Annotated in this window: 27 protein-coding genes and 1 pseudogene; 16 read left to right on the top strand and 12 right to left on the bottom strand. The window is 60.7% G+C overall.

The window, feature by feature from the left end; genetic code table 11:
• The first annotated feature begins 93 nt into the window (after window positions 1–93).
• The 3 genes from LH400_RS00135 (at window position 94) to LH400_RS00125 (ending at window position 1,464) form a co-directional block, all read left to right on the top strand.
• Window positions 94–525, top strand: coding sequence for a hypothetical protein (locus LH400_RS00135; RefSeq protein ID WP_229150628.1), 432 nt, complete (start codon window positions 94–96; stop codon window positions 523–525).
• A 270-nt stretch (window positions 526–795) separates the two neighbouring features.
• Complete coding sequence (locus LH400_RS00130) at window positions 796–1,164, top strand: hypothetical protein (protein ID WP_229150627.1); 369 nt, start codon at window positions 796–798, stop codon at window positions 1,162–1,164.
• A gap of 117 nt (window positions 1,165–1,281) precedes the next feature.
• Window positions 1,282–1,464, top strand: a complete 183-nt coding sequence (locus LH400_RS00125; protein WP_229150626.1) for a hypothetical protein — start codon at window positions 1,282–1,284, stop codon at window positions 1,462–1,464.
• A 257-nt stretch (window positions 1,465–1,721) separates the two neighbouring features.
• Here the strand turns inward: LH400_RS00125 and LH400_RS00120 are convergent, their stop codons facing one another.
• The 8 genes from LH400_RS00120 to LH400_RS00085 all read right to left on the bottom strand — a co-directional run bounded on the left by LH400_RS00120 (window position 1,722) and on the right by LH400_RS00085 (window position 9,302).
• Entirely contained in the window at window positions 1,722–3,911 is a 2,190-nt protein-coding gene (locus LH400_RS00120) for a putative bifunctional diguanylate cyclase/phosphodiesterase (RefSeq protein WP_229150625.1), read from the bottom strand.
• 205 nt (window positions 3,912–4,116) lie between these two features.
• A complete protein-coding gene (locus tag LH400_RS00115) occupies window positions 4,117–4,518 on the bottom strand; it encodes a response regulator (protein WP_229150624.1) in 402 nt (133 codons plus the stop codon).
• Window positions 4,519–4,579: 61 nt separating this feature from the next.
• The gene (locus LH400_RS00110) at window positions 4,580–5,632 is read right to left on the bottom strand and encodes a sensor histidine kinase (RefSeq protein WP_229150623.1); all 1,053 of its coding nucleotides are present in this window, start codon (window positions 5,630–5,632) and stop codon (window positions 4,580–4,582) included.
• Window positions 5,633–6,037: 405 nt separating this feature from the next.
• The gene (locus tag LH400_RS00105; protein ID WP_229150622.1) at window positions 6,038–6,808 is read right to left on the bottom strand and encodes a DUF998 domain-containing protein; all 771 of its coding nucleotides are present in this window, start codon (window positions 6,806–6,808) and stop codon (window positions 6,038–6,040) included.
• A 197-nt stretch (window positions 6,809–7,005) separates the two neighbouring features.
• Complete coding sequence (locus LH400_RS00100; protein WP_229150621.1) at window positions 7,006–7,437, bottom strand: EF-hand domain-containing protein; 432 nt, start codon at window positions 7,435–7,437, stop codon at window positions 7,006–7,008.
• 96 nt (window positions 7,438–7,533) lie between these two features.
• On the bottom strand, window positions 7,534–8,232 hold the full coding sequence (locus LH400_RS00095; RefSeq protein WP_229150620.1) for a PRC-barrel domain-containing protein: 699 nt from the start codon (window positions 8,230–8,232) through the stop codon (window positions 7,534–7,536).
• Window positions 8,233–8,301: 69 nt separating this feature from the next.
• Window positions 8,302–8,646, bottom strand: a complete 345-nt coding sequence (locus tag LH400_RS00090) for an EF-hand domain-containing protein (RefSeq protein ID WP_229150619.1) — start codon at window positions 8,644–8,646, stop codon at window positions 8,302–8,304.
• Between the two features lie 215 nt (window positions 8,647–8,861).
• Window positions 8,862–9,302: a DUF6328 family protein gene (locus tag LH400_RS00085; protein ID WP_229150618.1), complete on the bottom strand. Its 441-nt coding sequence runs from the start codon at window positions 9,300–9,302 to the stop codon at window positions 8,862–8,864.
• A gap of 290 nt (window positions 9,303–9,592) precedes the next feature.
• On the opposite strand from LH400_RS00085, the gene LH400_RS00080 reads away from it, so the two are divergent.
• Complete coding sequence (locus tag LH400_RS00080) at window positions 9,593–10,606, top strand: TerC/Alx family metal homeostasis membrane protein (protein ID WP_229150617.1); 1,014 nt, start codon at window positions 9,593–9,595, stop codon at window positions 10,604–10,606.
• A 700-nt stretch (window positions 10,607–11,306) separates the two neighbouring features.
• Here the strand turns inward: LH400_RS00080 and LH400_RS00075 are convergent.
• A complete protein-coding gene (locus LH400_RS00075; RefSeq protein ID WP_229150616.1) occupies window positions 11,307–12,659 on the bottom strand; it encodes a GumC family protein in 1,353 nt (450 codons plus the stop codon).
• 300 nt (window positions 12,660–12,959) lie between these two features.
• The gene (locus LH400_RS00070; RefSeq protein WP_229150615.1) at window positions 12,960–14,387 is read right to left on the bottom strand and encodes a TrkH family potassium uptake protein; all 1,428 of its coding nucleotides are present in this window, start codon (window positions 14,385–14,387) and stop codon (window positions 12,960–12,962) included.
• Window positions 14,388–14,649: 262 nt separating this feature from the next.
• Between LH400_RS00070 and LH400_RS00065 the strand changes: the two genes are divergently transcribed.
• Complete coding sequence (locus LH400_RS00065) at window positions 14,650–15,057, top strand: hypothetical protein (protein WP_229150614.1); 408 nt, start codon at window positions 14,650–14,652, stop codon at window positions 15,055–15,057.
• A 39-nt stretch (window positions 15,058–15,096) separates the two neighbouring features.
• Here LH400_RS00065 and LH400_RS26200 read toward each other — a convergent pair whose 3' ends face one another.
• Window positions 15,097–15,651 (bottom strand): SH3 domain-containing protein, encoded by a 555-nt coding sequence (locus LH400_RS26200; RefSeq protein ID WP_370638292.1) that lies wholly within the window; start codon window positions 15,649–15,651, stop codon window positions 15,097–15,099.
• Between the two features lie 289 nt (window positions 15,652–15,940).
• Between LH400_RS26200 and LH400_RS00060 the strand changes: the two genes are divergently transcribed.
• The 4 genes from LH400_RS00060 (at window position 15,941) to LH400_RS00045 (ending at window position 17,887) form a co-directional block, all read left to right on the top strand.
• Window positions 15,941–16,135, top strand: a complete 195-nt coding sequence (locus LH400_RS00060) for a hypothetical protein (protein ID WP_229150613.1) — start codon at window positions 15,941–15,943, stop codon at window positions 16,133–16,135.
• Window positions 16,128–16,520 (top strand): hypothetical protein, encoded by a 393-nt coding sequence (locus LH400_RS00055; RefSeq protein ID WP_229150612.1) that lies wholly within the window; start codon window positions 16,128–16,130, stop codon window positions 16,518–16,520. The genes LH400_RS00060 and LH400_RS00055 overlap by 8 nt, the downstream gene beginning before the upstream one ends.
• Before the next feature lie 370 nt (window positions 16,521–16,890).
• Entirely contained in the window at window positions 16,891–17,340 is a 450-nt protein-coding gene (locus LH400_RS00050) for a hypothetical protein (RefSeq protein WP_229150611.1), read from the top strand.
• Between the two features lie 283 nt (window positions 17,341–17,623).
• The gene (locus tag LH400_RS00045) at window positions 17,624–17,887 is read left to right on the top strand and encodes a DUF6894 family protein (protein ID WP_491014606.1); all 264 of its coding nucleotides are present in this window, start codon (window positions 17,624–17,626) and stop codon (window positions 17,885–17,887) included.
• A gap of 193 nt (window positions 17,888–18,080) precedes the next feature.
• Here LH400_RS00045 and LH400_RS00040 read toward each other — a convergent pair whose 3' ends face one another.
• Window positions 18,081–18,782, bottom strand: a complete 702-nt coding sequence (locus tag LH400_RS00040; RefSeq protein WP_229150609.1) for a Crp/Fnr family transcriptional regulator — start codon at window positions 18,780–18,782, stop codon at window positions 18,081–18,083.
• 1,778 nt (window positions 18,783–20,560) lie between these two features.
• On the opposite strand from LH400_RS00040, the gene LH400_RS00035 reads away from it, so the two are divergent.
• From LH400_RS00035 to LH400_RS00005, 7 genes and pseudogenes are all read left to right on the top strand, one after another.
• Window positions 20,561–20,770, top strand: a complete 210-nt coding sequence (locus LH400_RS00035; RefSeq protein WP_229150608.1) for a hypothetical protein — start codon at window positions 20,561–20,563, stop codon at window positions 20,768–20,770.
• Entirely contained in the window at window positions 20,767–21,438 is a 672-nt protein-coding gene (locus tag LH400_RS00030; protein WP_370638291.1) for a DNA methyltransferase, read from the top strand. The genes LH400_RS00035 and LH400_RS00030 overlap by 4 nt, the downstream gene beginning before the upstream one ends.
• 364 nt (window positions 21,439–21,802) lie before the next feature.
• A complete protein-coding gene (locus tag LH400_RS00025) occupies window positions 21,803–22,006 on the top strand; it encodes a hypothetical protein (RefSeq protein ID WP_229150606.1) in 204 nt (67 codons plus the stop codon).
• Window positions 22,007–22,010: 4 nt separating this feature from the next.
• Window positions 22,011–22,613: a Fic/DOC family protein gene (locus LH400_RS00020; RefSeq protein WP_229150605.1), complete on the top strand. Its 603-nt coding sequence runs from the start codon at window positions 22,011–22,013 to the stop codon at window positions 22,611–22,613.
• A 175-nt stretch (window positions 22,614–22,788) separates the two neighbouring features.
• Window positions 22,789–23,427: a nucleotide-binding protein gene (locus LH400_RS00015; RefSeq protein WP_229150604.1), complete on the top strand. Its 639-nt coding sequence runs from the start codon at window positions 22,789–22,791 to the stop codon at window positions 23,425–23,427.
• Window positions 23,424–23,723 carry a hypothetical protein gene (locus tag LH400_RS00010; RefSeq protein ID WP_229150603.1) on the top strand — a complete coding sequence of 100 codons (300 nt, stop codon included), beginning with the start codon at window positions 23,424–23,426 and terminating at the stop codon, window positions 23,721–23,723. The genes LH400_RS00015 and LH400_RS00010 overlap by 4 nt, the downstream gene beginning before the upstream one ends.
• A gap of 262 nt (window positions 23,724–23,985) precedes the next feature.
• Window positions 23,986–24,402 (top strand): annotated as a pseudogene (locus tag LH400_RS00005) (Tn3 family transposase); the annotation flags it as partial.
• Between the last annotated feature and the right edge of the window lie 44 nt (window positions 24,403–24,446).

Genomic DNA, 24,446 nt, shown 5'->3' with positions numbered 1-24,446 from the left:
AAGTTTGAGGTACCCTCGATGCGAATGCTACTTTGCCTGATTGGATTTTCTTTCATAGGAGCGGCGTCCGCGTCTGCCGCAGCTCCGGACACCATGCGCGATGCTGTTCGAGGCATTGCTGCGTTCACTGGGCGCGAAGAGGTTGTAACCACCTGTGACAACCCATTGTTCTGCAGCAGGGTCGTCAACGGCCACTGGCTCGAGGCGACCGAGTTTTCGTTAGCAGTGCGCCCGATTCTGGAGAACTCTGCTGAGGAATATCGACTGCTATGCAGCGGCGCGCTGGTGGGACTGGCAGGCCTTCCTGGAGATGCGGCAAAAACAGCTTTGACTGACACATTTGCAAGAGCGAAGAAGTCTCTCGACCACGCGGCTTCTGCCGAGTACAGCGGCGTGCAGGTCCGCATTAGCCCATATCCGGGATTTGGACCGGAATGTTCGTTCTGGCGCGGGCCAACTGCTGCTGAGCGAACCGGAGCCGTCATCTCAAAGAATTCCGCCTCTCCCAAGCCGAGTATTGATTAGTCAGCAGTGTGTATCGGCGCGGGATCTCCGCGCCGATCGGGCGTGATATGTCGTTGAACGCGTTGAGGTTGACGGGGTCAACATGCGCAGCCGATTGACATCAAAGTCAACCCCAAGATACCCAAGCTTCATCCCATGAAACGGTTCCGTGATGATCTAAATTTCTGCCGTGCGCATGCCGAAATGATATTCTAGTTGCAACGAAGGTTGCATGAAATCTGCTGATCGTGATTAAATGGAATTCTAATTATTCAAAAAGGGAGGTTCATCATGGCGAATCGTGAATGGGTAAAGCCCGCAGTTTGGGGTGCCGTCGGCGGCGCCATCGCTGCAATGGTAGTAGGTTTTTTTTGGGGAGGCTGGGTGACCGGCGGGACGGCCGAAGAGATGGTCTCGGCAGGGGCTGAGACTGCAATCGTATCTGCATTCACGCCGCTTTGCGTCGCCAGAGCAGAGAAGCAGCCGGAGCAGATCGCCCTCTTGGTGGAAGAGAGCTCCTGGCAGCACGATGATTTCGTCATTGAAGCCGGCTGGGTCCCCAACGTGAAGGAGAGATTCCAAGCCGAGGTCGCTCGGGCTTGTGCGTCGGCGCTTGTGGACGCGATGGAAGCAGAGCCGGCTGCTCCTGCTGCCGACTGATTCCACCCTCCGCTGCCATCGAGCTACGGCGGAATGTGGGTGATGACTGCATGATGAGGGCGGCGTATCGAGGCGGGTGCTGAGCCTGCCAGAACCTCTCGAGGAGAGTGATACGCCATGAGTACAGATAGCACCGTTGTTGTCTTTCAACATCCCGAAGACGTGGAGGATCCTCTGACCAGCGTGCTGCGCGAGGGCCACCGCCGGCTGCTGGCCGAAACGATCGAGGCGGAAGCCGAAGCGTTCCTGGCCACGATGAACGAGGAGCGGCTTTCTGTGTGGTTCGGCGCGGCGCTATGACCCTGCTTCATGGTACGCTCCGCTGCTATTTCAAACGCTTACCAGTGTGACCCCACGCCGATCGGCGTCGGACCCCGGCGCCGATTCACAGCCCGCCTGCGGCACCCGCTCGACGAGATAGGCGAGCTCCTCAAATTCATCACGGAATGGCGGGAGTTTCCGAAGCGCTATGCCTCGTCGGCGCGCTACGTGGCCCACAGTCACGAGCAGGCGGTGCTGCTCGCCAAGGGTGTCACCCGAACGTCGTTATCGCCGCGTTATACCACCACTGATTGTTGATCTCGTACAACAGATCCTAGAGCGTATCGCCGTTCAAAGTCTTCGACCGACATCGGACGGCCGAAGAGATAGCCTTGTGCCTCTTGGCAGCCCTTATGGGCAAGGATGTCGCGCTGAGCCTCATTTTCCACTCCTTCAGCGATGACGGCGAGACGAAAGCTTCTCCCAAGATAGAGGACTGCGCACACGATGGCGACGTCTTCGGCCGAGGTGCACATCCCGCGCACGAAGCTCTGGTCGAGCTTGAGTTTCGTCAGTGGCACCGATTTCAGCATGCTGAGCGATGCGTAACCGGTGCCGTAGTCGTCGAAAGCGATTCCCACGCCCAGTTCCTTCAACTCCTGGAGCGGTACGGTCATCTCGCCGTCATGTCGCAGGATAATGTTCTCGGTAATCTCTAATTCGAGAGCCGTGGGAGGCAGGCCCGTGGCAACGAGCACCGACCTTACGCGTTCGCTGAGGCTGTCCGTCCGGAACTGCGCGCCAAAAAGGTTCACGCCAACGCGGAATGCAGGCGCGCCGTGACGGCGCCAGTGTGCCCCTTGCTCGCAGGCCTTGGTGAGAACCCAATTGCCGACGGAAGCGGCCAGGGGCCCTGCATCCAAGGTTGGCAGAAAGGATGCCGGAGCCAACATACCAAGGGTCGGATGCCGCCACCGCAGAAGCGCTTCCGCACCCAATAGCGCCCCATCCGCCAAACGAACCTGGGGCTGGTAAAAGAGTTCGAACTCGCCCCTTTCATAGGCGAGCCGCAGCTCGAAGTCCTGGGTGCGCCGCTGCACGGCTCGATCACGCAGTGCTGGCATAAACATCCTGCGGCAGTGTCTGCCCTCCGCCTTAGCCTGATAGAGGGCAAGGTCGGCGTTGGAGATCAGGTCGCCCGAGTCTTGGCCAAAGGTCGGATGGATGGCAAAGCCGACGCTGGCGCTGACATTGACCGACTGACCCTCAAATACGAAAACTTCCGCCACGGCTGCGATGACCCGGTCGGCAACCACCGCGGCCTGAACTGGATCCCCGACGCCTGGCAGCAGCATGACGAATTCATCGCCGCCTATTCGGGCAACGGTATCAATCGGCCGTGTGCAGGCCACGAGCCGACCCGCCACCGAGTTAAGCAGAGCGTCGCCGACCAAGTGTCCCAGCGTGTCATTCACCTCTTTGAAGTCATCAAGATCGATGCTGAGAACGCAAGCAGCCTCCGAGTTCTTGCCGATGGCATCCAGGCGCGCCTTGAGGACGGCGCGGTTCGGCAGTCCCGTGAGCGCGTCGAAATGGGCAAGTTTGAAGAGGCGCTCTTCGTTCGCGCGCCGTTCGGTGACGTCACGGACGATACAGCCGAAGCTCGACAGGGCTCCATCCCGCCACTCGGTCAGCGTCAACTCGATTGGAAACTCGGCTCCATCACGCCTCGCCGCAGTGAGTTCGATACTCCTTCCAACCAAAAGCTCTGATCCGTCTCCAATAACTTTCAGTCTTGGCTCCTCGGCCGATTTGGATGGCATGATGATGGTAATGGGGTGACCCAGGGCCTCCTCGGACGGGCGATTGAACATCAGCTCGCAGGCGGTATTCCAAAAGGTGATGATACCACTGCCGTCAGTACACAAAATCCCATCCGGCGACGCCTCAGCAGCCGCAACGAATCGTGCGTGGCTTTCCTCTCGGGCAACTTTCATCCGGTGGAGTTCCAGCTTGTCGAGAACGACAGCTGCCAGTTCTGACAAAAGAACCTTGTCGCCATCCGAGAAGCTCGCGCGCGGCTGGGTGTCAACGATGCAGAGCGTCCCAATCGTTTGCCCATTCCGTACTGTCAACGGCGCCCCCGCATAGAAGCGTATATGTGGTGCACCAATTACCAGAGGATTGTCGTCAAACCGCCGATCCAGCGAGGCATCGAGGACGACAAAGATGTCGGCGCCATGGATGGCATGGGCACAGAAGGAAATTTCCCGATCCGTTTCACAAGCTTCGAGACCGACCTTGGCCAAGAACACCTGCCGGTTCCGTTCGACGAACGACACCAGCCCCATTGGCACCTGGAACACGCTTGAGGCAAGAAGAGCAATCCGGTCGAGATCGGCGCTGATGGATTCGATGCCGGTCTGGTATTCGGCGACGGCGTTTAGGCGCTCTTTCTCATCAATGGAAATTGGCGCAGGGCGCATGGTGGGGGCACTCCGAAGGGCGCGAGATTGGTTAAGCCGGCGCGTATGTAATGACAGTCCAGATGACCGCAGTACGCGGATCGCTTGCAACTATCTGAATCTGAGAAAGGGCTTTCGCGGCAGGCGCGCGGTTTTCCGCTCTTATTGAAGAGCGGTGTTTCCTCACCCGTGAAAGTTGATGAGATCCATGGCGGGCCTCATTGAGTTAGCAGCCACGTTCATTACCGATGAATGAGTCGTCGGCAACGAGAAGTTTGGCCATTGCATCTCTGATGGAATGTTCATCATACGGCTTCGAGAAGAACCTGCTTCCCTCTGGTAAACAAGTTTCCTCGATAATCGCTTTTCCAGAGGCAATAAGCAGTTTTACCGGTGGCGACCGATCGCGGATGTAGTGGGACAATTTGATGCCATCCATCGTTCCCGGCATCTCAATATCAGTAAAAACGAGATCCACGTCGGATCGCAACTCTAGGATACGAATTGCCTCATCCGCATTGCTCGCCTCGAGGGCTTCGTAACCAGCTGAGATAACGAGGTCGACGGCTCCCATCAGAATGATCGGGTCATCTTCGACCACAAGGACAACCGAATTACCATTATTCATAATCTACTCAGTTTTTTTGGAACGAAAAACTAAATCGTGCTGTGTAGGAACCATTAAATTACTATGCGGCCGTCAGAAGGATAGTGGAATTATCGGCATCTTCTCGATGACTGATTGTCACAGCGGTACCGGGACCTGCATCACTCAACTGGATTTCGCCCAGCAGGTTCTTGGCAAGCGCCTCGACAATTCCGGTGCCTAGTCCCGCCTTTGGAGGAGCGCCTGCCACCTGCATGCCGATGCCATTGTCAGTAACCGACAGAGACCAGTCTTTGCCTGACGAGCCGTAGGCGATCAAAATCTTGCCCGAGCGCTGATCAGGGAATGCGTGTTTGAGAGCGTTGATCACAAGTTCTGTGACGATAAGGCCCAGGCTTATGGAAACATCCGCGCCCACGGCGCTGTCGTCAACGTTCACCCCTATGGAGAGCCGGCCAGGGTCCGCGATCATTGACACAGCAAGGCTCTGGGAAAGCTGGATCAAATACGCGCGGAGTTCGACTTTCCCGCCGGTAGATACTGAGAGCTGCCGCTGCAAGGTGGCGATCGACATCACTCGATGATGGGCGTTTTGGAGATGCCCCCGGGCTTCTTCTGATTGGACCCGGCGAGCGCTCTGCATGAGAACGCTCGCTATGATCTGGAGGCTGTTCGCGACCCGGTGCTGGACTTCCCGCATCAGAGTGGCCTTGTCGCGTATTAGATCATCTTTCTCGCGGGCCTCGGCGCGCGCATCGGTCACGTCGGCTACAGCCAGCAGAAGGCGAATGTGTTTTTTGTCGCCGTCATCCAGCGTACGGGCATTGACAACCAGATTGCGAGTTTTCTGGCTTGGTCTCTCGAGATCGATTTCGTACGCCTCGATCCGCGCGCTTCCCGATGCGGTAGCCTTCAGCAGGGAGGCGAGTTTGGGCATCGCCCATTCGCCGGTTCCAAGGTCGCCAAGGCGTTTACCGGACACGGTTGCCGGATCGATTGCAAATGTCCGACAGAACGATGCGCTCGCGGCCAGGATCTTTTGGTCTTCGGAGAGGAAAAGCAGCGGTTCGTTCGATGACACCACCACAGCAAGTGTGCTCGCCGCTTCGAAATGCACAATCACTTTTTTTGACATAAAAGCCCCTAAAGGGGGCCGGAGACTCGCGGAGCGAGCCATTGCTCGGCAGAACGCCGTCAAACATGACTGAGCCGTCGACGTAATAGTAATAATATCATGCGCACGCCATCGCCACTACACTTATATTCAGGCTCCATCCTTGGAGCTTGGTATGCCGCGCTGAGGAGCAGGAACAATCCTGCCATTTGCTCCCACTCACCAAACCGCAGCAGGCGTTGAGTTGCTCCACGACAATGCGGCTCTCCCGTTAAATCCGCCCTCTCCATCGCGGCCAGAACAGTCGGGGTGATGGCCCCGGCAGCCCGCCCGGCAAGGCATCCAACCGTATCCCTGAAGGGAGCCCCTCGGCCGGAGCCTCCTGCCCGCTAATGATGGGCAAGCATCATGTGCATGATCCTTGATTTATGAACAACGTGGTTTCGAGCCGCGCGCCTGATCAAGCTCTCCTTGCATCAGGAGCCATGAGACAAACCCTACCCACACGACCAACATCAGCCCGAGGAATCGCTCGTATGCCCCGTCCCACCCGGTCGGCACGAGGAGAAACACTGGCGCGAGAATAAGCCATGCCACGCCAAGAACGACGGTGAAGCGGCCGAACGACCGTCGGATCCGTCGCAGACCGGGTCCCGACAGAAGTGTGGCAAGGAGGAACATCGCCGCCAGCACATACGTCGCATTCGAATGGATATCGGCGCCGACGTTGGTGGTTCCGGCGTACTGGTTGAAGTAGGCGATGACCCCGACATCGACGCCGAGGAGGATGAGAAGGCCTCCCGCTGCAGGCCAGGCATAACCGCCTTGCCACCAGCGGAAATAACCAACGCCGCAGGACGCGCATGCAATAGCGAAGGCGTACAGACCGCAGTCCTGGATCCAGGCGGCCTGGCCGACGGCAAGGGCGCTGATGGTTTCGCTGATCGGGCTGTATCGGTCGACGATGAACATGGCGATCAAGTCGGTCAGAACGGCAGCCACCGCCCCGACAAAGCCTATGATGCCGCAGATCGCCGCGATGCGATCGTGATCGCCGCCTGTCACAGGCTTCCTTGTCCGGTCCGCTCCTATGGACATCGAAGGCAAACTCATCTCATCCCTGAATTCCGACGTCTTGGCGTCAGCTTGTTTTCGGTGGAATGGCCGGCTGAAGCGCAGGGCGGCAGGCTCGTCCAATGGGGCGCATATCCCAGCGCACTGCGATCGGCCTCCGATCTTGCACGGCGGAATATGCTCGCCAGCAGGGGTAACGCCGCGGCAGAGGTGCCGCCTGGTCCAGAAAGGCACGGGAACGTCCCTTCATCTGTCCCGGCTTTTCCAGACGAAGCCGATTGTCGTTGGAGGGACGTTCGAGCGACTATGCAACAAGCGTGTCAGTAGCCGGTGTACATTGCCATATATTCGTCGGACGAAACCATGCCGTTCCCGTCCTTGTCGGAGTTCTTGAAGGTTGCTGCCTCTAGGTAGCTCTTCTCGAACTCGTCCCGGTCAACCCCGCCGTCGCCGTTGGCGTCGTAGCTCGACAGGTCGACTTCGCCGAACATCGGGTTCTCGTGCGCGTATTCCTGCTCTTCCAGCGTGGCACTTCCGTCGGTGTCCACGGACGTGAAAAGCGCGCTTGCCAGCTCATTTCCGTCGAGGCCGCCGCTCTTGTCGCTATCGGCCTGTTCGAATGTGATAGAGGGGGCGGCGCTCGACGACGAACTGCCGGAGGCCCCTTCGGAAGCGTTGTTCGCGGCAAGCGCCGGTGCCGATAGGGCGATGGAGGCGACAGTGGCCGTGAGGGTACGTTTCCAGTCGATCATGTTATCTCCTTATTGGCTAGTTGTGACAGCCGGGGGAAGCCGACCGCGCGAGGCAGGCGTTCTCACGCCCTTACGTGGCCGGCGAAGCACGAATGCTCAGGAGCCGAGGACGCCTCCATCACGAAAGCCTTCATAGTCGATCGAGACAGCCTTCCGGATGCCGTCGCTGTCGTAGGGCAGCGAAAGCGTTGCCGCATAAGGATTAACGGTTGATCCAGCCACAGTATCTCCGTCAAAGGGAAAGGCATAGTAGCCGGAAGCGCCGAATGCGACATCCGGTTGCACGACAACGGCTTTGACATGACCCTGCTGATCGAAGGCCAAGTCGGTGAGATAGCCGTAGTCCGAGCCGTGCTTCAGCTTGACATCGTCGCCTAGCAGGGCCGAGACGCGATAACTCGACTTCTTCGCGGCGTCTGCCTTGTTCGGCCCGAAGATCGAGTAGCTGTCCGTATCGTCTTCTTCGATGTCGGCGCGAATGCCGGGCATCTGCGGCGTGAGGTCGATCGCGCTGAACGGCACCGCGATCACGGTCTCGTCGACGCCAAGGAAGCCATCAGAGTTGATGATGACGCGCGTGATCGACCCATTGTCTGCGATCTCGAAGTTGATGACCTCGCCGATCGGCTGTCCATCCTGTCCCGCGACGTCCTGCTGCAGAAGACCTTCGGCGCTGAAGCCGCTGACGCCATCGAGGGAGATCCCCGGCGTCTTATCGTTAGAACCCTGAGCCTGCGCGGCGAAGGTGGCGAGCAGAGTGCCTGCGAACGCAAGCGCGGTGGTGGTTTTGAACATGCCTGGAACCTTCCGTGTCTGATCAGCGAGAGGGGCCCAGAAGGACTTGCCTCCTGGACCGGGTCGGGATCAGACGTCCCAGAAGCCGCCGTCGCCGATGTCATCGCCAACGTCACCGAATTCGGGCTCTTCGATCGTACCGCTATTGTCACGGTCGTAAGCGCCGAAGACGCCGGTATCGAATTCTTCCTGGCTCAGCGCGCCGTCGCCGTCCTTGTCCCAGGCCTTGTAGGCGCCGTTCTGGTCGAAGCCAGCGTTAAATTCGTCCTGCGAGACCGAGCCGTTGGCGTCGGCGTCCCAGCTCTTGACGTCGTTCATCTTCGGCGTCGCATTGTCCTGGGCGACCGCGGGAACGGCAGCGAGCGAAAGGAGAATGGCGGAGGCGCCGGCGAGCGTGGAAATCCTGTTCGTCATGTGGTGTCTCCAGTTCTGATGATCGCGCCGGCCCTCACGACCGGCACTCAGTAGGTCAACTGGACAACCATCGGCACGTTCCCCAACAATCCGGGCCAAGAACATTAGTTAATGTTACCCAGGAACATTACAATTTGGAAAGATAGTCTCAATATCGCTTTGGTGTTACACGCCTGTAGCGCAATTATGCTATCTGTTGAGCAGGGCTGCCGGGATCATCTCGTCATGGGAAGCAACAGCCAGAGGCCGGAGGCCGCCGCTGCGACGGCGACGGCTCCTCCGATGCCAATCGCAAGGCTGTCGAACAGAAACCTGACAACGACGAACATGGCGCAGCTCATCGCCAGCGCGACGAGGAACATGCCGCAGAGCGCGGTTCGGACACCGAACTGCAACCGCTCCTGACGATCCTTATAATCGGCGAGACGATGATGAGCGGCGGGAGAAAGGAACAGGACCGTCGCCAGCGCGATCGCGACGAGGGAAACCAGGAAGACCGCCCGTCCGAGCGTGTCGATCTCGTCGAAGTGGCTCGAGAACGGCACCGACAAGAGGAAAGCGAACAGCACCTGGGCGCCGGGGATGATGGTTCGAAGCTCTTCGAGGAGCTCGCGATATCGAACCCGGTCCTCCTGATCACCTTCCGCGTCCTTCATGCCCCGTCCTCCTTCAAGGGGCTCGGACCAGCTTTGATGCCGCATCCAGATCGCCAACCCTGGGTGTGGAACCATACCTGCAACGCCAAGAGCGGCGGCTGTCAAGGCACGCCGCATGACTTGCAGCACAGCGACGGGCGTGTAGAAGCCGAAGAGGTCTAAGCGCTGCAGCCCCCCTTGCTGCGTGACTTTTCCCCGTCGGAGCGCTCCGTCTCCCGCGATCCTGGTCGGCGCCTCGGCCGCAGCGCGACGGCCGGACCCTCGGCTTGACGAGAGTGGAGAACCGATTGGTGGATCTAAGTTCGGGGAGCCCTGCGGATGCTGCGACGCCGCTTTGGGTCTGGTTTGCAACGATCGGCGGGATTGCGGGCCTCTTCGTCTTCGATTTCCTGACCCATGTGCACAAGCCGCATGAGCCGAGTTTGAAGGAAGCCGGCTTCTGGTCGGCCGTCTATGTCGGGATCTCCATCCTCTTCGGCGCAGTCCTGTGGCTGCTCTGGGACCATGCCCACGGCATCGAGTTTTTCGCCGGCTACATCACCGAGAAGAGCCTCTCGGTCGATAACCTCTTCGTCTTCGTCATCCTGATGAAGACATTTCAGGTCCCGCGTGCCGACCAGCAGAAGGCGCTATTGATCGGCATCGTCCTCGCGCTGATCATGCGCGGGATTTTCATCGCGCTCGGCGCGGCCGCGATCGAGAGGTTCTCCTGGGTCTTCTACCTTTTTGGCCTGTTTCTGCTCTACACCGCCGGCCACCTCGCGGTAGAGAGCTTTTCGAAGGGCAAGTCCGTCGACGAGGAGTATGAACCGAATTTCCTGGTGACCTGGCTGCAGCGGCGGTTGCGCACCACGTCCGAGTTTCATGGCAACGCCCTGACGGTGAAAAAGGACGGCACGCGCTACTTCACGCCGATGGTCGTGGTCATCGGAGCGCTCGGCATCACCGACCTCCTCTTTGCGCTCGATTCCATTCCCGCCATCTACGGCCTTACCGATGTGCCCTACATCGTCTTTACGGCCAATGCCTTCGCCCTGCTCGGCCTGCTCCAGCTCTACTTCCTGCTCGGAGGACTTCTCGACCGCCTAGTCTATCTCGGCTTCGGTCTTGCCCTGGTCCTCGGCTTCATCGGCATCAAGCTGATCCTGCACGCCCTGGAATCCAACACCCTGCCGTTTCTCAATGACGGTCAGCCATTCAGCGGTCTGCCGCACATCTCCACGCCGCTGTCGCTCGGCGTCATCGTCGGCATTCTCGCGATCACGACGGTCGCCAGCCTCATTCGCAGCCGAAGCCGGATATGAGGAGTGAGAGGTCTCTGGGATCGTAGAGAGACGATGAGCTCGGTTTCAGCGAGGCTCATCTGAGCGGCGTGATCCCATCACGCCCCGCTCCCTAGCCTGAAGCGGAATCAAAAGCTGGACGAAGCCCCCCCGAAGGTGACGGGCTGTTGCCCAGGGGTGCATCCTTCATGGCCTCGCGAATGGATCCGATGTCGATGATCGGAACCTTGGGAGTCAAGCGCAGGGTCAGCTTGCCCGTCTGATCGTAACGGTATCGCGCTTCCAGCGCTTGCGCTGTGAGAGGCGTCACCTGAGGCACTAACCTTGCGTTCTCTGCACGGCCGGAAAGGCTCTGCCCGATCGGGGCCCGCTGCTTCGCGGGCGCAGTGGTTGTCGCTCTGGTCGGTGTCGTTGCCTCGGATTCCGCAGACGCCTTCATCGCCGACGCAATGCGTCCGTCATTCGGTCCGGAGCCGGCCAGCCGCTGACTGGCGTATTGGTCAAGCTGCGCAAGTTGGCCCGTTCGGTCCTCTGGAGCCTGCGCCAGCGAACAGCTCGAAAGGGCAGCCAGTGCGAGAATGATGATAGTTCGACAGAGCATGATGTTCCTTCTAACGTTCCGGGCACACCTAACACATCGGCGGCTTGTGTTCCGCGGATCGATCCGCAGTGGGCGCAGCTGAAGGTCTTCGCCCCAGGCAGCCCGGTGAACCGCCATCGGCTACTGGCTAGCGCGTCCCGCGCGGTACCGCATCGCCCTCGGGAACTTTACCAAAGGGGTGAGCGAGAACCCGGTAAGGAGCCCAGCGAATGAGCCAAGCAGGGCCATTGCCAAAGGTGAGAGGCTGGACGGCTCCAGTGGTGGCGTCGCTTTTCTAAGGATCCTTGCATTCGTCAGGTTCAGCCGCGCCTGCTCGTCGACCTCGCGGGCGCGCAACAGGAATGCCTGGTACACAGCGCGTAACGCGCTCACCTCGCGTTTGAGTTCACGCAGCCTGGTGAAGAATTGGCGGGTCAAGAATCGCTTCCGCTTCAAAGTTTCGAGACGATCGGCAAGCGCGGCGTTGGTCGCCTCGGCCCGCGCCAGCTGCGTCCGCGTTGCCGAGACAATCCGCTTCCGCTCCGCCTGAATCGATTGTCGGACCGAAGCCAAAGCGCGCCTGCTGGCCGCATGTTGAGGATGACGCGGGCCGAGTGTGGATGCGAGCCCGGCTGCCCGCTGCGACAGCTCGAAATAGAACGAGCGTAGCCCGATGAGCGTGCGGGAAGTCAGTTCCTCGGGAAGCGTCCATCTGACTGCGGCGCCGGCAAGGGCGGTGACCGTCTGTTCGACCTCGGCCTTTAGCTCGGTAGCCTCGGCGCGTCCTCGCGCGAGCCGCTTGTTCACCTCGGTCAGGTAGGATGCGTCGGGAAGGTTACCGTCGAACCCGACCAGCCGGTTCTGCGCTTTATATGCTTCGACCGCCTGTTCGGCGTTCAAGACAGCGCGTCGCAATCCCGGCACCCGGGATGCTAAAGCGTCGCTTGCGCGCGCCGCCATGCCGGCTTGCGTGCGGCCGAGCCGCTCGATGAAAGTTCGGGCGATAGCGTTGGCAAGTCTGGCAGATTTGTCCGGGTTGCGCGTGGTGAGTGCGATCTCGAGGACGAAGCTCTTCGCCAGGCGGTCAACCTGCATTTTCTCGCGCAGATTCGAAAGCGCCACGAGGAAGGGCTGCTGCTCGGCGTCACCGCGGAACAAGTCGAGGAAGGAGGTCAGCGGCGAAGGCAGCGCGTTACCGGTGCCGTTAAACTCCGGATCGTCCAGCAGCTTCTCGGCATCAATTACCCGCGACAGGAGGCCGGTAGAATAGATCCCCGGAATCTTGCTCTCGATGGGCGCGAGTGTTGCCTCGCTCGGCAAGCCGTTCGGCGCCACTTCGTTCTGCACAACCATGATGTCGCGCGGGTCCACGAACACCTGACTGGTCGCGGTGTAGCGCGTCGGCATCGAAAGCGTCATGAGCAAGGCCAGGGAGGTGCCCAGGATGACCGCAAGCAGCATCGCAAGCCGTGACGACCAGAGCGCATCGACCAAGCAGGGCCAGTCCAATCCAGGGTGCAGAGGGCGGGTCGACGGCGGGAAGAGAGGCGATTTTTGCTGCTGGCGCACGGCGGGGGACAATGGCATCTCCGCGTAAAGGAACAGCAGATCCGTCGATCAGCGTGCAGGGCGCAACCTGCGCACCTTAGCCAAAGATCGGGTTAAGGATGGATCTGCGGTCAGACTCAGACGCCAGCTCCCGATCAAACTTTGGGAGGCAAACCAGAGCCGGCACTTGCTTTCACTGTCCGATTTTGCGGTGGGCTGGTCGCGGCTCGCCTTTGGGGCCCTCCGCTATTCTCTCCGCTCCATCTTTCCGATCCGCCCGCGTCGGTCTGACGCCTGCCAGAAGTCCGGGAGGAGCACGACATAGACGGTGGCGAGTTCCAGCCGCCCGAGCAGCATCGCCGCCATCACCACCCATTTGGCGGCCTCCGGCATGTGGCCGAAATTCGTCGCCGGGCCGACCACCGGGCCGAGCCCCGGCCCGGCATTGGCCATGCCCTGCGCCACCCCCGAGGTCGAGGACAGAAAGTCGAGGCCGGTCGCCATCGCGGCGAGCGACAGGACGACGAAGGTGATGAGATACATGAAGAAGAAGTTGCGCACGGCGGCGATCGTCGGGTCGTCGATCTGCTTCTGCTGGTAGCGCAGCACCAGGATCCGGCTCGGCGAGAGCGTCGTCTTGAGATGCCGGAGCGCGCTGACGAACAGGATCTGCCAGCGGAAGATCTTGATCGCCCCGGCGGTCGAGCCGGCGCAGCCGCCGATGAAATAGAGGACGAAGAACAGCCCGATCGCGAAGCTGCCCCAGGTCGAGAAGTCGGTCGTGGCAAAGCCTGTGTCGGTCAGAATTGAGGTGACGTTGAAGGCCGAGACCCGGAGGGCGAGGAAGGGCTCCATCCCCTGCGAGATGTTCCAGACGGTCGCGGCAGCGATGGCGACGGCAAGGATCTTCAGGAAGCCAAAAATCTGCTCATCCTCCAGGAGCGCCCGGCCACCGCGCATTAGGAAACTCGCATAGAAGACGAGCGGCAGCGCGCCGGCGGTCATGAAGACGATCAGCACCACTTCGATCCCGACCGAATTGTAGAAGCCGACCGAGGCGTCCTTGGTCGAGAAGCCGCCGGTGGCGATCGCCGCCATGGCGTGATTGACAGCATCGAACGCGCCCATGCCGGCGACCATCAGCCCGGCCGTGCAGGCGAGCGTCAGCCCGACATAGACCGCGCCGATCGCCCGCGCGAACTGCCCGACGCGCGGAAAGGTCTTGCCGGAGACGTCGGAGGATTCCGACAGGAAGAGCTGCATGCCGCCGACATGAAGAAGCGGCAGCATGGCGAGCGCCATGACGACGATGCCGATGCCGCCGATCCACTGGAGGAGCGAGCGCCAGAGGAGAAGGCCTGGCGCCATCGTGTCGAGGCCGGAAAGCACGGTCGCCCCGGTCGTGGTGAGGCCGGACACGGTCTCGAACAGGGCGTCGGTCATCGAGATGTTCAGCGAGGAGACCGCGAGCGGCAGCGAACCGAAGAAGCTGACCGACAGCCAGGCCGTGAGCGTGATCAGATAGCCGGTGCGGCGGTCGAGCGTGCCCGTGCGCTCCTGCCGGAAGGCCGCCGCGAGGAGGCTGCCCGTGCCCCCGACGAGAAGGGCGCAGATCACGAAGTTCTCGGCGTCGCGGTTGTTAGTGCCGAAGTCGACAAGGGCCGGCACCAGCATTGAGGCGGCGAGGCCGATCAGGAACAGGCCATTGACGAACAGCGTGAATTGGAAGCGGGACGACAGCGTTGTGGCTCAAGCATCAGTTCAGCAGGCAGCCTGACTGGCTTCCCGCCTCCTATCAGAGTCGTCGCTGTGGAAACATATTCCATCGCATAAACAATTTATGCGCTGTTTATTCCCGTTGATCGCCTTCAATCGACGGCCCTCCAAACATAATTGGGCGTCGCGAAGAAGATGAGTTTCATGCTCCTATCTAGCCTTGGATGAGGCTGGCGCGACGTTCGCCGTCAGACGTATCGCGGTCACGCAACATGCCGGCAGCATCAACGCAAATAGGGAAATGGCGGTGGCAGGCGGGCCGATTCCCGCTATTTCCATCTCCTCATCCAAGGACTGGAAGGATACCATGCCGATCTTCCCCAAGAGGCCGCGGGGCCCTCGAGGCGACGATTTTTCTGCCCGATACAAGCCGCGCCGGCGATCGGATTGGGTCTTGCTCGCCGCTGCCTTCACTCTTCTGGCCGCCACCAGCCTGGCCCTGATGCGCTCTCCTTTGATGAGCGCCCAGGTCCGGCAGGGAGAGACCCGCATCCTGGACATGGATCTTGCAGCCGATAGACGCGACAGCATTGCCTGGGATCTGGCACCACACCGGCGGGAAGGGTGAGAGGTCACCGCTGACGACCTCTGATCAGTCCTGTCGGTCCTAAAGGAAGGAAAGCCAGTTCCACCCTTCCGACCAATTGAGCGTCTCGCCAGGATAAACACCCCATAGAGCGGATTGCCTGACATACCCGGTGACGTCAGGATGCTGGACCGATACCCGGCACCATGTGCCGTCGCACGACAGATCATGAAGAAGCACCCCAGGCTCGAGATGCGCGACAGGAGCACTCTGAAGAGAGGGTGACGGCCGAAGCCGAGCCAGATCAGAAACCCACGGTGCCACCGTCGCAGTCCGCCTTCCCGAAACAAGGGCTGCATAAATCCAGCCGCTTTTTCCGTCGCTTCCCCGGATGCGGCGCCAGTTGCCGAACTCCTGAAAGATTTCGACCGGGATTCCCCGGCGAACGTAGGTCCACAGGATATTATATCTTAGCCCTGGGCCTTGCCGGACGTTCGCCGCACTGGCTTTCAGGGAGACGAAGCGCGGAAGGGGAAGCGTGGTCCGCGCACCGGCGTCCTGCGCCGTCAGATGCACCGCAGACACGCAAAGCGCGGCCAAAAGCAGCGCACGGCGTATGGTTCGTTTCACCCGCATAACCCGCTCTTATGCGCCGAAGCTTAAGGTCGGCTTGATGCCGTCTCCCCGCTCCCCACAAGGACTGGCACAGCTGCGGGCAGGATTGCGGCCCTGACACCCGCGATGAACCCGGGGCAGGGCTTCAGCCGCCGTTCAGGTCCGATCTCCTACTCCTCTTCCTCTTGGTCCCATTCAGCGATCGCCAGCCCGCGCCTTACATGAATTTAAGAAAAACCCGATCTGCGATCAGGTGCAGCCGGCTGGCAACTCCGTTACGAACACGACGGCGACGCCTAAACGCAATCCAATGACGTCGATGCGCGATCCCATACCAGATATAGCCTCAGAAAACCTGCCTATGACAATCAAAGTGGTCCTCTGGAATGCGCTCTTCGTCCTGATCTTCATAGCGTTGATGTTCGGCTTTGGGCTGCTTGCTGTCGAGGTCAAAGAGGATTTGCCCGCTCCCGCAACCGCGACCGATGGGAGCGGTCATGCATGAGCGCTTCCGGGCATCCATGAGAATTACCGCATCGATCGCCGGCGCGCTGCTCTTGCTGGCTGGCTGCGCGAGCGAAAACGTAGACGTCGCTCGCGATTTACGGCCTGCGCCGAAAGCGTTGGGGCCGACCACCACCGTCGTGCAGACCCCCTACGGTATCTACTGGGTCTTCGATAGTCCGGCCTCGCAGCGGCTTCTGATAACGCCGAGCGCCGGGACGGCGTATCGGGCAGTCCGGCGGCGATTTCCGGAGATTGAGAGGGTTCAGGCTGCCGCCAACGGCTATTTTCATCGTCAGCAGCGATTTTGCCATATCGTCCAAACGGACCGCATCCAGATCTTTCAGTGGCGCATTCGCTATCGATGCCGGAAACGGGTCTCATAATGAATAAGCGCGGACCTGCAGATCATGCTCGGGTCTCACATCATCTCTTTTCAGCCGTGTACTTGATGAACGCCCTATCGAGCTCTTGAAGCTTCAAACGCATATCCTCGGGCAAGCCGAGCGGCGTTCGGAAGCTGGAAACATTCTGCATACTGCGGCGAACATCCGATTGAACACCATGATTCGTAATGACTTTCGCGAGTTCTTGCATGGATTCCATATCTCGCTTCCCAGACAAAATTTTGCCACCTAATGACCTTAATCCCGGCTAAATCAGAAGGTTCCTGCCTGGAACAGAATTAGCAATCCGATTTCACGTCCCACTCCTGACGGTCAATGCTTCCGGAAATACGCCAGGGCCTGGTCGGTAGTGGAGAAGATCCGCACCAATCCGCCTCGGGTGAAGCGCATCGCGGACGTCGTGGTTCTGGTCGTAGTCGTAGACCATCAGCTGAATGAGGCGGCCAAAAAGATGACGGCAAGCGCCACGATCACGACGACGCACACCACCAATCCGATCCAGACGGCATCTTCGTCCTCTTGTGGTGGTGGTCGATCGAACAACATCTGGAAGACATATTCCCCAGACGCGAAACGACCGCTGCCCTTACGGGTGCTCGGCGGACGCAAAAGCGTGATGCATCCTTTTGCCGCAGCGGACGGCCAGCGCTTCAGCTGTTGCCGCTTTCCCCGCGCGTCGCGTCGTCGCGCCGCTAGTCGGGCGATCGAGACCTTGCTCCACGAGGGCGAGATGGCTCTCCTTGAGGAGCCGAAGGGCCACCTGGGCAGTTCGCTCGATTCAGTGCCTTGCGCGGGCTGATCGTAGCCGACGCCCCGGTCCTTCCGTCAGGCAGCACCATTCCCCTCGTCCCCTGACCGCAGGCCGGGCAGTCGGTCTCTTGCGCCGTCAGGGTCTCCCGTAGCCTCCTTGCCCGCCAAGGTGGGCAAGCATCACGTGCATAATCCTTGATTTGTGCACGGTAGCGGAAGGGGACAGTGAAACTGGATGCACATGTCCTGTTTCAACTATCAGCCGCCAACGCAATCTTCTCACGATCCGCGCACCTGAGAATGAACCTCCGCAAGCCATCCGTATTATCGGAATGTCCTGCTGGGAGCGTGCCATGCCTCTATACTATTTTGATACAGATGACGGAAAGCACAGTATGATCGACGACGAGGGATACACATTACCAAACGGGAAGACCGCGAAAGATGTCGCCATTCTGGCCCTGACTGATATGGTACGGGGTGAGCAACCCGAGAGCAACGAGCGGCGTTTCCAGGTTGTGGTCAGAGATACGCAAGGCAGGCGCATCTTCTGTACACGCCTGGTTTTCGAGGCCGACGACAGCCGCGCCAGCTGAAACAGCATTATCAATCCCCGTTCCAGATCCGGCGAAGAGCGTGGCCAAGCTGCTTAGCGGAACCCGGTAAACGAAGGCTCTCTGGGCCAGCGTCTTCATGCCGGCGTCAGGTTCGCCAGAGCGGCTTCCACGTGAGAATCCCTCCGCGCGTCATCGACCCGCCCGGCAAGGAGCAAAGCCCCTCCCAGAAGCTCTAGCGGCGCCGAAGCAAGGAGGAAGGAAACTCGCAATCACTGCAGAGGCGGTCCCAGCCATGGATCGTGAGAACACGGCTCTCGAGCGTGATCTGGCCTTCAGCCCGCAGCTCCCGCAGCGTGCGGTTAACCTGCACGATCGACAGGCCCGTAGCGTCGGCGATGATCTCCTGCGTGAACGGAAACGAGCATCGCTCGACCGACCCCGGCAATCTCGAGGCGAGCATGACCTCACAAAGAAATCTCGCCACCCGCTGGCGCGCCATGCGGCGGCCCACGTTCAGCACCCAATTGCGGGCACTGGCGGCATTCGCCAGTGCAAGTGCCGCAAACGCTGTCGCCAGCATCGGGCGCACCTGCATCAGGTCCAGGATATCAGCCTTCGCCGCACTCGCGACCTGGCAGTCGATTACGGTCTCGACCGAATGATCCGATGAACCAAAGAACAGGATCGGCAAATTGCACAATCCGCCGGAGAACACGATCCCGACGATCTGGCGCGCGCCATCCGCCGTCATCTTCGCCCGGTAGGCAACGCCATCAACGATGGCCAGAAGCTGGTCGCTTGGCCTGCCCTCCAAAACGAGGGTGGATTTGCGGCGCAAGAACAACCTCTTTGAGAAAGCCGCCGTCAGCGCGGCCTCATCGTCCGCCGGCACGTCGATCGGCAAAAGGATAGGATTGGACCCCCGGCCCGGCATTCTGGCTCCATGACATGAAGACGCTGCAGCTCTTGGTTCAGAAATAAGATCTGGAAGTATGAAGAATTGTAACCCGCTATGGCTTTGCCGTTCCATAAACCAGGTCCAACCACTCCATCTCTTCTGGAGACGGAGCGGCGCCCTCCTCAATGCTCCAGAGGCGCCGGGCCGTGAGTCCGGTCGCGGTCGAGACGGCATCGATCGTAAAGCCGAGACCGATCCGGAGCTCGCGAAGCGACCCCGGCGCCAAGGCACCGGGGCGGGTCAATTGGATCGTTCATGGAGGCGGTGATCAGGCGGCCGCGGCCGTGGGTCACTCTAAAGCCGTCTCAGATGGCTGCGGTGCAATACCCCGGACACCGTCGAAAGCAGTTCGAAAGAGCAACTTCTGGCGGCTTTCGAATGACATAGCGGCGAGTGTGCCGAAGACTCGTTCGTGCAGGCATAGCAGCCATATTACCTCCTCCACCGAAAACCCCGCCTGAAGCGCCGCATGAGCAGGCCTAAACTTTTGGATATATTCTCTTTTCGTCATGGTAGGCACTCCGGCCTCGCCCCCTTCCGAGATCGCATAATCGATCGACCGAAAAGCACGGCAAAGATGAGTACGCACCTAATTCCCCTCGCCACAAGGGCTATCGTCGTAGACGTTCAGTAGTGTTCGATAAGTTTCGATAGAATTCCCTATCCCGATCGTCATTCCAGTCGGTCTATTACGCGATGCAGTGAGCTGAGAAGGCTCGCAGCGAGAAAATAGGACAACGTCTCCTAGGTGGCTTCGCTCACCGCGCAACTCGATGCCGCTTGATCAGTAGGAGGAATCGGCTTGGGGGCAGAAGGGAGTGCCCGATTGTCAGACGATTTTGCTTCCTGTAGCAGCGCATCGGCCAACGGAGGCATGAGGACCCCGAATCTCACCCGGGTCTTCGCAGTGTTTGGTGCTGGAACGTTGCCGCCTTCTCCATCCCATCGGCCGAGCGAACGCGACATGAACGTGTCGTACACACTTTCCTCCGCATCCGACATTGCGAGCAACTGCGGAGAAGGGTCCACCAAGGGGGGACCAATAATATAGGGATATTTCTGCATGTAGGCCATTAATATCTCCTGACTTATAAATGGTTTTACATATTCGCACTTGAACGTAGTTCTTGCGCGCGAATATTCTATCGCTGTTCCACTATGAGCTGCTTCTTGCGCCATGGTACGCGCACAAATGCCGTCTTGGCATTTAGTCCCTGTATTTTTATATATGACGCAATATGAAAGGGCTAACGTTAGTAAAATTAGGTATTTTTGCCGCAAAATACAAGGTGGAGGCCTCGAAGACCATCCCCAATCGCTAGTTTTCGTGATTCAATCAGCCTCGACAGGATTGGGAGGTATGGATGCGGGGACAGCCGGGGTTGTGGGATACCGACGAGCGCTATGGGCGACTGAGCGAGGCAGGTCCCACAAGAAATCAGACGCGAATGTCGCACCGATAGCCATGACCTGAACCCGCAGATTCGGGCGAGACCTCGACGGAAGCCGATCGTTAAGACTGTGGCTGCCAGGGCGAGGCGCTGTCAGGGTCTCCCGTGGTCCCGGCCACGCCGGTCACGGCCAGGACGGTCGGTGTGATGCCACCGGCGGCCCGTCCGGCAAGGCATCCAACCGTCTGCCAGAGGGATCCCTCGGCCGGAGCCTCCTTGCCCGCCAGTCCTGGGGCCGTTGGCGAAGATCTCCCCGACCGGCCGCGACAGGCGCAGCCGGGACAACCAACGGGAGAACACCCCATGACAACCAAGAGCAAATCCTCAAGCCCCAGCCACACGGTCTATGTGGTCGAGGGCGAAGGCGACCGCGCCTTCTGGACCAAGGTCGGCTCGGCCTGGTTCCACGACGACGGCGAAGGCTTCAACATCCGCCTCACCGCGCTGCCGATCGACGGCCGCCTGATCATCCGCAAGGCCAAGGCCAAATCCGACCAGGAGATGGGGCGATGAGCCCCACCCCCTGCCCCGCGCGGGCACCGGGAGAGACGATGCCCACCGGCAGCGTACTCCGCGGGGATTGCGTGGAGGTCATGGCCACCCTGCCGGCGGGCTCGGTGGACTTCATCCTCACCGATCCGCCCTACGTGGTGCGCTACCGCTCCCGCGACGGCGCGCGCCTCCTCGGCGACAGCACGGTGGACTGGCTCGAGCCGGCCTACCGGGCGATGCACCGGGTGCTGCGCGACGACAGCCTCTGTCTCAGCTTCTACGGCTGGCACCACCTGGTCGAGTTCGCCCTGGCCTGGAAACGGGCGGGGTTTCAGCCGGTCGGGCACCTGGTGTTCCCGAAGCGCTATGCCTCCTCCCGCCGCTACCTGCAGCACAGCCACGAGCAGGCGGTGTTGCTGGCCAAGGGGCGCCCGCCCCTGCCCCGGCTGCCAGGCTCGGATGTCTGCCCGTGGGCCTACACCGGCAACCGCCGGCATCCGACCGAGAAGGCGGTGACGCTGCTCGCCGCGCAGATCGAAACGTTCTGCCCCGCCGGCGGGCTGGTGCTGGACCCGTTCTGCGGCTCGGGCTCGACGCTGCGCGCGGCGCAATCGGTCGGCCGGTCCTATCTCGGCATCGAGCTCGACCCGCGGCACTACGAAACCGCGATGCGGCGCATGCTGGTGTGAGCGGTCGCGGTTCCCTTCCCCGCCGCTGGCGGGGATTTAGGGGTGCTCAGGCTCACCAAGGGAATCCCTCGCAGTCACCATCACAGGGCGACGCTCGCACGGGCCGCCAGCGCCGCAAGCCCCGGCCTTACGGCCGCCTGACGGTTACAGGGCTTGCCGCCCTAGCTTGACCCCGTGCGGCTCTTGCCCCGCGATGGCGGCTCCGAGGGAATCCAGCCAGGCGGGCGACAGGGCGGCGGTGGATATGCATGCGGCTGTACCCGTCTACCCCTATAAAGGTATGCCCCGATGCCTTTACTGACAGCCGGAGGGCGGTGACAGGTTGTCTTTGCCGGGCTTGTGCGAGCTGTGATAAGATCCTGCCATGAAGAAAGCGCCTCCCCCTCCCGGCAAGATCCTCGTCAGCGGCGCGAAGCTAACCCGCAGCCGTGCCGAGAAAATCAGTGCCGTCGAGGGCCTGCGCCTGTCGCCGAAGATGGCCGCGCGCTTCAAGACCTTCGATCAGCAGGGGCTCACGCCCGAGGAGCGGCGAGCCGCGATCCGCGCGGAGTTCGCCAAGACCCGCTGATCCGGTGGTCTACGCCTCTGAAAACGATCCCCTGTGCTATCCCGGCACCGATGTGCTGGGGAATAAGGCAGGCATCGAGGACCCGGAGGCTCTGGCAGAGTTCGAACTGTCAATGTTCCTCATCCGGGCCGACGAGGAGTTTCCTCCCGGCGCGCTGGATTATGCGCACTACCGTGCGCTCCATCACCATCTGTTCCAGGACGTCTATGCCTGGGCCGGCGAGCCGCGGCGCATCCGGATCGGCAAGGGCGGCAACTGGTTCTGCTATCCGGAATATATTGACCGGGTGATGATCCGCATCTTTTCGGATCTGGCCGCGGAAAATCATCTGATGGGCTTGGCGCCTGCAGCCTTCGCTGCGCAGGCGGCGCATGTGCTGGCCGAAATCAATGCGGTTCATCCCTTTCGCGAAGGCAACGGCCGCACGCAACTGACCTTCCTGACGCTCCTCGCGGAAAACGCCGGCTTTACGCTCGATGCTGACGTCCTTGAGCCGCAAACCGTGATTGGCGCGATGATCGACAGCTTCTCCGGCGACGAAGTCGCCCTTGCCGCCTTGGTGGAGTCAGCGCTGCACGGAAAACCGCAGGGGGGTTTAGCGGCGTAGGGGTATAGCCCTATAGCGGCCTCCAGGTGAACCGCTCCACCTTCACACCAGCACGGCATCATACCCCTACACCTTTATAGGGCTGCACCGTTGTGCAGCTTCGCCGCCACACCGTTACGCCCCTTTAACGCTTCGCCGGTATGCCTGTGTGGCGGTTCAGGGCTATACAGGCATCATGCATATCATCACACTGACCACCCAGAAGGGCGGCGCGGGGAAGACCACGCTTGCCACCGCGTTGGCCGTGGCCGCGCAGGAGGCCGGCGAAACGGCTGTCATGCTGGATCTCGATCCCCAGCGCTCTCTGCTGACCTGGGCTGAGACAAGGACAGGCGACGCGCCCCACGTGGAGGCATTCCCTGCCGACAAGATCGCCCAGCTGCCAACCATGGTCCGCCGCCTGGCCTCATCATTCAGCGTCGCCATTCTCGACACCGCCGGAGCTGACAACACCGCCACCCACAAAGCCATGGAGGCCGCGACGCTCTGCGTCGTCCCCCTGCGGCCGACGCGGCTGGACGTGAACGCCGTGCGCCCGACAGTGCAGGCAATCCTGCGCGGCGGCACTCCGTTCGCCTTCGTCCTCAACCAGTGCCCGCCGCAGCCGAACAACTCCCGTGCGGCGGAAATGGCCGCGGGTCTTGCCGCAATCGGCAGCCTGGCCGAACCGATCATCATCCAGCGTGCCGACTACCAGGACGCCTATGCCGTAGGGCAGGGGGTCACCGAGTACGCTCCGAACGGCAAGGCTGCCGACGAAGCTCGCCGTCTGTGGCGCTGGGTCGCCAAACAATCGAAAGGAACCGCATCATGAGCCGCTCAGCGCAGCCACGCCCATCCGTGTTTGCCGATGTCGACCTCAATATTGCGAAGGAAGCGCCCCAACCGGAGCCCGCGCAGACCGCCGCAGAAGCGCCGCAAGCCAAGGCGGACAAAGAGGTCATCAAGACCAGCACCTATCTGCCACGGCCGGTGCATGACGTGCTGCGGGAAATCGCCTTCCACGAACGCAGCAAGGTGCATGACCTGCTGATGGAAGGGGTGGAACACGTCCTCAAAAGCCGCCGGCATCCGAGTGTCGCTGAGTTAAAAGCGCAGGACGGCGCCTAGCGGTATAGGGCTGTACCCCTATACCGGCACACCATTAAGCCCTGGTCAGGGTAGCTGCCGCCAATGCGGTCAAAAAAGTCATAGGGCATGATGAGGATTTGCGCGGCTTTTGGGGCCGCGATTCCCGATTTTTGGTGCTGGTGTTCCCGTTTTGCACTAAGCTGTGATTCATGACTGATGCCCTGCCACCCGATCGCCGCGAGCAAAAGCGTCGTAATCGCAAAGAAATCCTCACGGAAAGCAAGCGCGCGCTCAGCGAAGAGACGGCCTTCTAGGGGGCGAGGTCGACATCACCGTCCACCACACAGACGGCGGCGGCGTCTCCGACCATGTGTTCGCACTCTGCCATCTGCTCGGGTTCCGCTTCGCCCCGCGCATCCCGAACCTCTCCCACCGAAAGCTTCACGCCTTCGGCCCGTCCAGCCGGTGGCCGACGCTCGAACCCTTCTTCGGGAACCGGATCGACGAGCCGCTGATCACCAGGCATCGGGACGACATGCTCCGCGCGGGAACGTCGGTGCGCATGGGCCTTGTGCCCGCCTCGCTCCTTTTGCGAAGGCTCGGCTCCTATCCGCGCCAGAACGCGCTGGCCCTGGCCCTTCGCGAGGTAGGACGCATCGAACGAACTCTCTTCACGCTGGACTGGCTGGACGATCCCTCGCTTCGCCGTATTCCTACGGCGTGAGCCGCCTTGCGGGCCGGGGGTGAGATCGTTGTTTTGCG

Origin of the sequence: Jiella soli (genome assembly GCF_020615385.1) — a bacterium.
Taxonomy (GTDB): domain Bacteria; phylum Pseudomonadota; class Alphaproteobacteria; order Rhizobiales; family Rhizobiaceae; genus VKMB-3413.
The sequence above is the reverse complement of the archived record's forward strand: the minus strand, read 5'-3'. Positions and strand labels throughout refer to the sequence as shown.

What these genes read in the sequence shown, in the direction of transcription:
- LH400_RS00125 (WP_229150626.1), top strand. Translation starts at nt 1,282, where the DNA reads ATGAGTACAGATAGCACCGTTGTTGTCTTTCAACATCCCGAAGACGTG.
- LH400_RS00025 (WP_229150606.1), top strand. Translation starts at nt 21,803, where the DNA reads ATGAAGAAAGCGCCTCCCCCTCCCGGCAAGATCCTCGTCAGCGGCGCG.
- LH400_RS00115 (WP_229150624.1), bottom strand. Translation starts at nt 4,518, where the DNA reads ATGAATAATGGTAATTCGGTTGTCCTTGTGGTCGAAGATGACCCGATC.
- LH400_RS00090 (WP_229150619.1), bottom strand. Translation starts at nt 8,646, where the DNA reads ATGACGAACAGGATTTCCACGCTCGCCGGCGCCTCCGCCATTCTCCTT.
- LH400_RS00060 (WP_229150613.1), top strand. Translation starts at nt 15,941, where the DNA reads ATGACGTCGATGCGCGATCCCATACCAGATATAGCCTCAGAAAACCTG.
- LH400_RS00110 (WP_229150623.1), bottom strand. Translation starts at nt 5,632, where the DNA reads ATGTCAAAAAAAGTGATTGTGCATTTCGAAGCGGCGAGCACACTTGCT.
- LH400_RS00135 (WP_229150628.1), top strand. Translation starts at nt 94, where the DNA reads ATGCGCGATGCTGTTCGAGGCATTGCTGCGTTCACTGGGCGCGAAGAG.
- LH400_RS26200 (WP_370638292.1), bottom strand. Translation starts at nt 15,651, where the DNA reads ATGCGGGTGAAACGAACCATACGCCGTGCGCTGCTTTTGGCCGCGCTT.
- LH400_RS00130 (WP_229150627.1), top strand. Translation starts at nt 796, where the DNA reads ATGGCGAATCGTGAATGGGTAAAGCCCGCAGTTTGGGGTGCCGTCGGC.
- LH400_RS00100 (WP_229150621.1), bottom strand. Translation starts at nt 7,437, where the DNA reads ATGATCGACTGGAAACGTACCCTCACGGCCACTGTCGCCTCCATCGCC.
- LH400_RS00120 (WP_229150625.1), bottom strand. Translation starts at nt 3,911, where the DNA reads ATGCGCCCTGCGCCAATTTCCATTGATGAGAAAGAGCGCCTAAACGCC.
- LH400_RS00010 (WP_229150603.1), top strand. Translation starts at nt 23,424, where the DNA reads ATGAGCCGCTCAGCGCAGCCACGCCCATCCGTGTTTGCCGATGTCGAC.
- LH400_RS00070 (WP_229150615.1), bottom strand. Translation starts at nt 14,387, where the DNA reads ATGCTGGTGCCGGCCCTTGTCGACTTCGGCACTAACAACCGCGACGCC.
- LH400_RS00085 (WP_229150618.1), bottom strand. Translation starts at nt 9,302, where the DNA reads ATGAAGGACGCGGAAGGTGATCAGGAGGACCGGGTTCGATATCGCGAG.
- LH400_RS00055 (WP_229150612.1), top strand. Translation starts at nt 16,128, where the DNA reads ATGCATGAGCGCTTCCGGGCATCCATGAGAATTACCGCATCGATCGCC.
- LH400_RS00015 (WP_229150604.1), top strand. Translation starts at nt 22,789, where the DNA reads ATGCATATCATCACACTGACCACCCAGAAGGGCGGCGCGGGGAAGACC.
- LH400_RS00040 (WP_229150609.1), bottom strand. Translation starts at nt 18,782, where the DNA reads ATGCCGGGCCGGGGGTCCAATCCTATCCTTTTGCCGATCGACGTGCCG.
- LH400_RS00035 (WP_229150608.1), top strand. Translation starts at nt 20,561, where the DNA reads ATGACAACCAAGAGCAAATCCTCAAGCCCCAGCCACACGGTCTATGTG.
- LH400_RS00045 (WP_491014606.1), top strand. Translation starts at nt 17,624, where the DNA reads ATGTCCTGCTGGGAGCGTGCCATGCCTCTATACTATTTTGATACAGAT.
- LH400_RS00030 (WP_370638291.1), top strand. Translation starts at nt 20,767, where the DNA reads ATGAGCCCCACCCCCTGCCCCGCGCGGGCACCGGGAGAGACGATGCCC.
- LH400_RS00095 (WP_229150620.1), bottom strand. Translation starts at nt 8,232, where the DNA reads ATGTTCAAAACCACCACCGCGCTTGCGTTCGCAGGCACTCTGCTCGCC.